3 protein-coding genes are annotated in these 4,464 nt (G+C 52.4%); 1 reads left to right on the top strand and 2 read right to left on the bottom strand.

Annotation, left to right across the window (positions count from 1 at the left end; genetic code table 11):
• On the top strand, positions 1-1,104 hold a 1,104-nt coding region (locus F1542_RS08590; protein ID WP_408886247.1), incomplete at its 5' end, for a tyrosine-type recombinase/integrase.
• Between the two features lie 50 nt (positions 1,105-1,154).
• Here the strand turns inward: F1542_RS08590 and F1542_RS08595 are convergent.
• Positions 1,155-2,267 (bottom strand): Fic family protein, encoded by a 1,113-nt coding sequence (locus tag F1542_RS08595; protein ID WP_193732668.1) that lies wholly within the window; start codon positions 2,265-2,267, stop codon positions 1,155-1,157.
• Positions 2,268-2,721: 454 nt separating this feature from the next.
• On the bottom strand, positions 2,722-3,888 hold the full coding sequence (locus tag F1542_RS08600) for a hypothetical protein (protein WP_193732669.1): 1,167 nt from the start codon (positions 3,886-3,888) through the stop codon (positions 2,722-2,724).
• Positions 3,889-4,464: the final 576 nt, after the last annotated feature.

Raw genomic sequence — 4,464 nt, forward strand, 5'->3', positions numbered from 1 at the left:
CACCGGATCAGGTCGCTAGACAAGGGTCTCGGGGGCATGCCCCCGAGACCCTTGCTATTCCATCAACTCCAAGCCATGAAAAACGGGAACTCTCCTTTTGAGTGGATACAAAAAGGGGGGCACGTCACTGCGGATCTCGCCCGTGATGAAGCCATCAGGATTCTCGCACGGGTTCATACCGGGGAAAATCCGGCGGACAAACGGTCTGACGATCGCAAGGCCATGACTGTCGCGAGTTTCTCCAGGCGCTTTCTCGACGAATATGTCGATGTCCACCTGAAACCCAGAACACGGGGGGAATACAGGCGCTCAGTGGAATTGTTCATTGTCCCGAAATTCGGAAGCTGGCGGATGGCTGACCTTTCGCGGGCTGAAGTCGTCGAATTCCATGGCAGTTTCCGGCATATCCCCTATCAGGCCAACCGGACGCTAGGCGTTCTGTCAAAGATGTTCAGCCTTGCCGATCTATGGAGTATCCGCCAGGACGGTGTGAATCCATGCCGGGGCGTCAAACGCTACCGGGAAGAAAAACGGGAGCGTTTCCTCACCCGGGACGAGTATGCCCGCTTGGGAAGCAGCCTCGACGTGGCCGCCGAAGATATGCCCGAAGCGGCACGGGCCATTCGCCTGCTTGCGCTCACGGGTTGCCGGTTGCGGGAAATCCAGACGCTCCAGTGGGCGCATGTCTGGCTGGGTGAAGCCGAACTGCGCCTCCCCGACAGCAAAACCGGAGCAAAAACAGTCCAGTTGGGCACGGCGGCGGTTGATGTCCTGAAGGCCACCCCTCGCCTGCCGGACAATCCCTATGTCATCACCGGCCGCAATGCTGGCGAATATCTCACTGACCTGCAAAAGCCGTGGCGTCGTATCCGCAAGGCGGCAGGGCTGGATGGCGTCAGGCTCCACGATCTCCGTCACTCCTTCGCATCGGATGCCCTGGAGATGGGAGCTGACCTGACAATGATCGGCCGGATGCTGGGCCATAGCGACATCAAGACCACCTCCCGCTACGCCCATCTGAAGCGGGAAAATGTCAAACGTTCGACGGATCAGGTTGCCCAGCGCATTTCATCCGCGCTCACCGATGCAAGGATACAGGCCTGAATGCCGATCATACCCAATCAACGGCCTGTCCGTCAGCATCGGCCCGCGTTTTACGTCTCGGGAACAACCAGCACATAGCTGGTGCTTCTTCCTCCTGCCGCCTCCCTGGCCAGAATATCGCGCGATACGAGATCATTGATATCTCGCAGGGCGGTATCCGGTGACGTCTTTGCGAGCTTCGCCCATTTGGATGAGGTCAGCTTACCCTCAAACCCATCGAGCAGACGGTTGAGCATGAGACGTTGCCGGTCATTGATCGATTGTCCGGCCAGATTGTCCCAGAAACGGGCTTTCTGGATGACTATTCCCAGGACCAGCTCAGCGCGATCAAAGGCCCGATCCAGAGCCCCCAGAAACCAGAGCAGCCAGGCCGTGATGTCCATATCCCCTTTTTGGGTGGCCTCAAGAATTGCGTAGTAATCCTTCCGCTCCTGACGGATCTGGGCCGACAGGCTGTAAAAACGCTGCTCTGTCTGTTCCGAACGCGCCAGCATGAGGTCACCGATGGCCCGCGCCATGCGCCCATTTCCATCCTCAAACGGATGAATGGTAACAAACCACAAATGTGCGATGGCTGCCTTCAGCACAGGATCCAGCGCTTGCCCGGCATTGCACCAGTTAAGGAAGACCTGCATCTCTACGGGCACCCTGCTGGCTGCCGGCGCCTCATAATGGACCCTCTCCCGTCCGACAGGGCCTGACACAACCTGCATCGGGCCGGTTCTGTCATCACGCCACTCTCCGACCAGAATGCGTGACATGCCGTTTCGGCCAGTGGGAAACAAAGCCGCATGCCAGGCGAACAGTCTCTCTTCGGTCAGCGGATCGGCATAATGCCGGGTCGCATCCAGCATCATCTCCACGACGCCTTCAACATCCCGATCCACCGATGCCAGCGCGCCAATATCCATACCCAGTCGCCGGGCAATGGAAGACCTTACCTGCTCACGATCAAGGTTTTCGCCCTCGATCTCGCTCGACTTGATGACATCTTCCGTCAGGGTCTGGAGCACGGCTTCCGACCGAAAGTCGAAGCCAAGGCTTTCCATACGCCCCAGGAGCCGACCCTGCCGGTGGCGCACCGCAGCCAGTTCATGGGAAATGGTGTCCTTGTCCCACTGAAAGTCCGGCCAGTCTTCATGCTGATGAATGTATCGCGCCATATTCCCTGCACTCCTTGCTGGGAATATGGCGCTTAATCACCGCAAACAGCAAGGCTATATCCGCATGACATGCGGTGAATAAGTCCATTATTCCTGTACACAGTGGTCGAGCATCTGGCAGATGAGTTCCCGCTACTTTTTCGATCCCTCCCAAAAAGCTGTGCCGCCTTTTTATTCCGGCAGCAACACCAGATCATCCTTCCCCTTCATCACGACGGAAAATGACGGCAATGTGGGGCAAACAGAAGGCCCGGTTTTAGTTGGGGCAACTGTAAAGCGGATACCCACATGATCAATTCCACAACTGTTACGCGCGTTCCGGATCTCTGACGCTCTGCTACTTCTATGAAAGTCGGTCGAGTTTGGACGGCATCATTAATAGGCTTGCTCTACGGTCATGGTGCTTGACATCAAATCTTCTACTTGGAATTTCCATTAAGGAGTTCGCCATTTCCTAATTTTTCTCGGGCTCTTTCTGCCCAATCCTAAGTAGGCCGTGCCCACCTTTTGTTTGAACTGCGAGTTCCAACTCACGGGTTTTTGATCCGCTTTCGAGTTGGAGTTGCGCCAGTGTAGGAGCGTCTGCGATGGTGAGGTCGGGTTTTAGACTGTCGAGCCTCGTCAGTGATTCCGGAGATAGGCTGATAGTCGCGCCATCTGCGATCACAATTAAAAGAGCCTCTGCGTGTATAGTAACTGTGTTTCGTAGTTCGTTTTTCCGCCCATCGGAAAGCTCACTTTTCAATGAGCGAAAGATGTCATCGACCAATTTCTCAATGTCTTTTTTCGTTAATGCTTCGGCTACGTCTTGCATGTCTTTTGCAGTATTAGCCACGCTATTCTCTCTGAGCATTCGTATGGAACTGAACAAGTCTATAGACTTCTTTGCAATATCAAGTAAGCCGCTGATGAGACGCATGACTCCATACGCTGCGCCGACCGATACGCCAAATCCTATAATCGGGTCAGTTGTGGACGTGAAAATTAGTTCCGGCTTATGATTATCGTTATCAACAAACTCTGAAAGAGCTATCATGATAGAGTCAACTCTTTCGTTCAGTCCAAGATATTCGAATACGCTGTTATCAAATCCAGTCCTTGGAAGGAAGAATTCTACTGAAAGGCTATTTTCAGGAATTGCCAGTCGTTCAACATTCATTCGTTCGAGCGTGTTGACGAGATTCCGCATTTCAGCGACTGCAGCGCGAGCGACATTAGCAATTTCGTTAAATTCATTGGATGATATAGTCGTCGTAGGGTTTCCGGTAATGCCCGATTTAACAAACCGTGCAACCCTAGAAGGTAAAGAAGCTGATATGGGCGTTGTGTCTAGAAAGTCCAGATAGCATTTAGGATAGGAGCGGAAACGCGTGCTGGCAATGATTTTGTCTGCTTGTGCTCTGATTTGATTGCTTTGATTGGCAAAGTGAATATTGTTCGCACTACGATTGCTACAAAGGTTCGCAGCTTCTCGCAGAAGGCCATCAACTTTCATTTTATCATAATCGTTGACGAAATCTGAAGCAATCTGTAGTAACCTAGAGGCAATCATTGTTCTCACTCTACGAAATTTAATTTTATAGCTGATATCATATTTTTCGCCGTGGTGTCGAGGCTCCATAAGACCGCGCTTTAGTATTGGATTTTTTCTTCAATATATCCACATACAATTCTGCACTTTCACCTCTGTTTTCTGCAAAGGTTTGATCGTCTTGAAATATATTTCTTGATCGGCGTAAGCCTTTTGTTCCTCTGCTTCAGCGCGCAAGCTCAATTATCATCACCAGCACATTAATCTAAGATGATCGCGACCATCGTGACAACGTTGCGCATGTATGAGGTGGCAGAAGTGATGGCATGTGAGTTCGCCCGCCGTCAGAAAGTCCTTCATTGTGGCTTGCAGTCGACGCCAGCTTTCTGACGCATCTGAATGGCAGACAGATCCGAAAAGCTCCGAGCAACTTGTTAATAGCTGTGTCGCTCATGCCCGTTATGCGGCGGGTCAATTTTAAGTAGTGGTGTCTGACATGAGGGCGACTGCGACCCGTCTGCTCAAGACTGCCTAGCAGTGGTAATCCCCCCATAAAAAGAGTGGCTTTTGAATGAGAATTTTCTCAGCGTAAGGATGAGGAGATTCTGATGAAGAGTGATCGCTTTACTGACGCGCAGATCATGGGTGTGATCCGCCAGGCTGAGG

This window comes from Komagataeibacter sp. FXV3 (assembly GCF_015155755.1).
Taxonomy (GTDB): Bacteria; Pseudomonadota; Alphaproteobacteria; order Acetobacterales; family Acetobacteraceae; genus Komagataeibacter.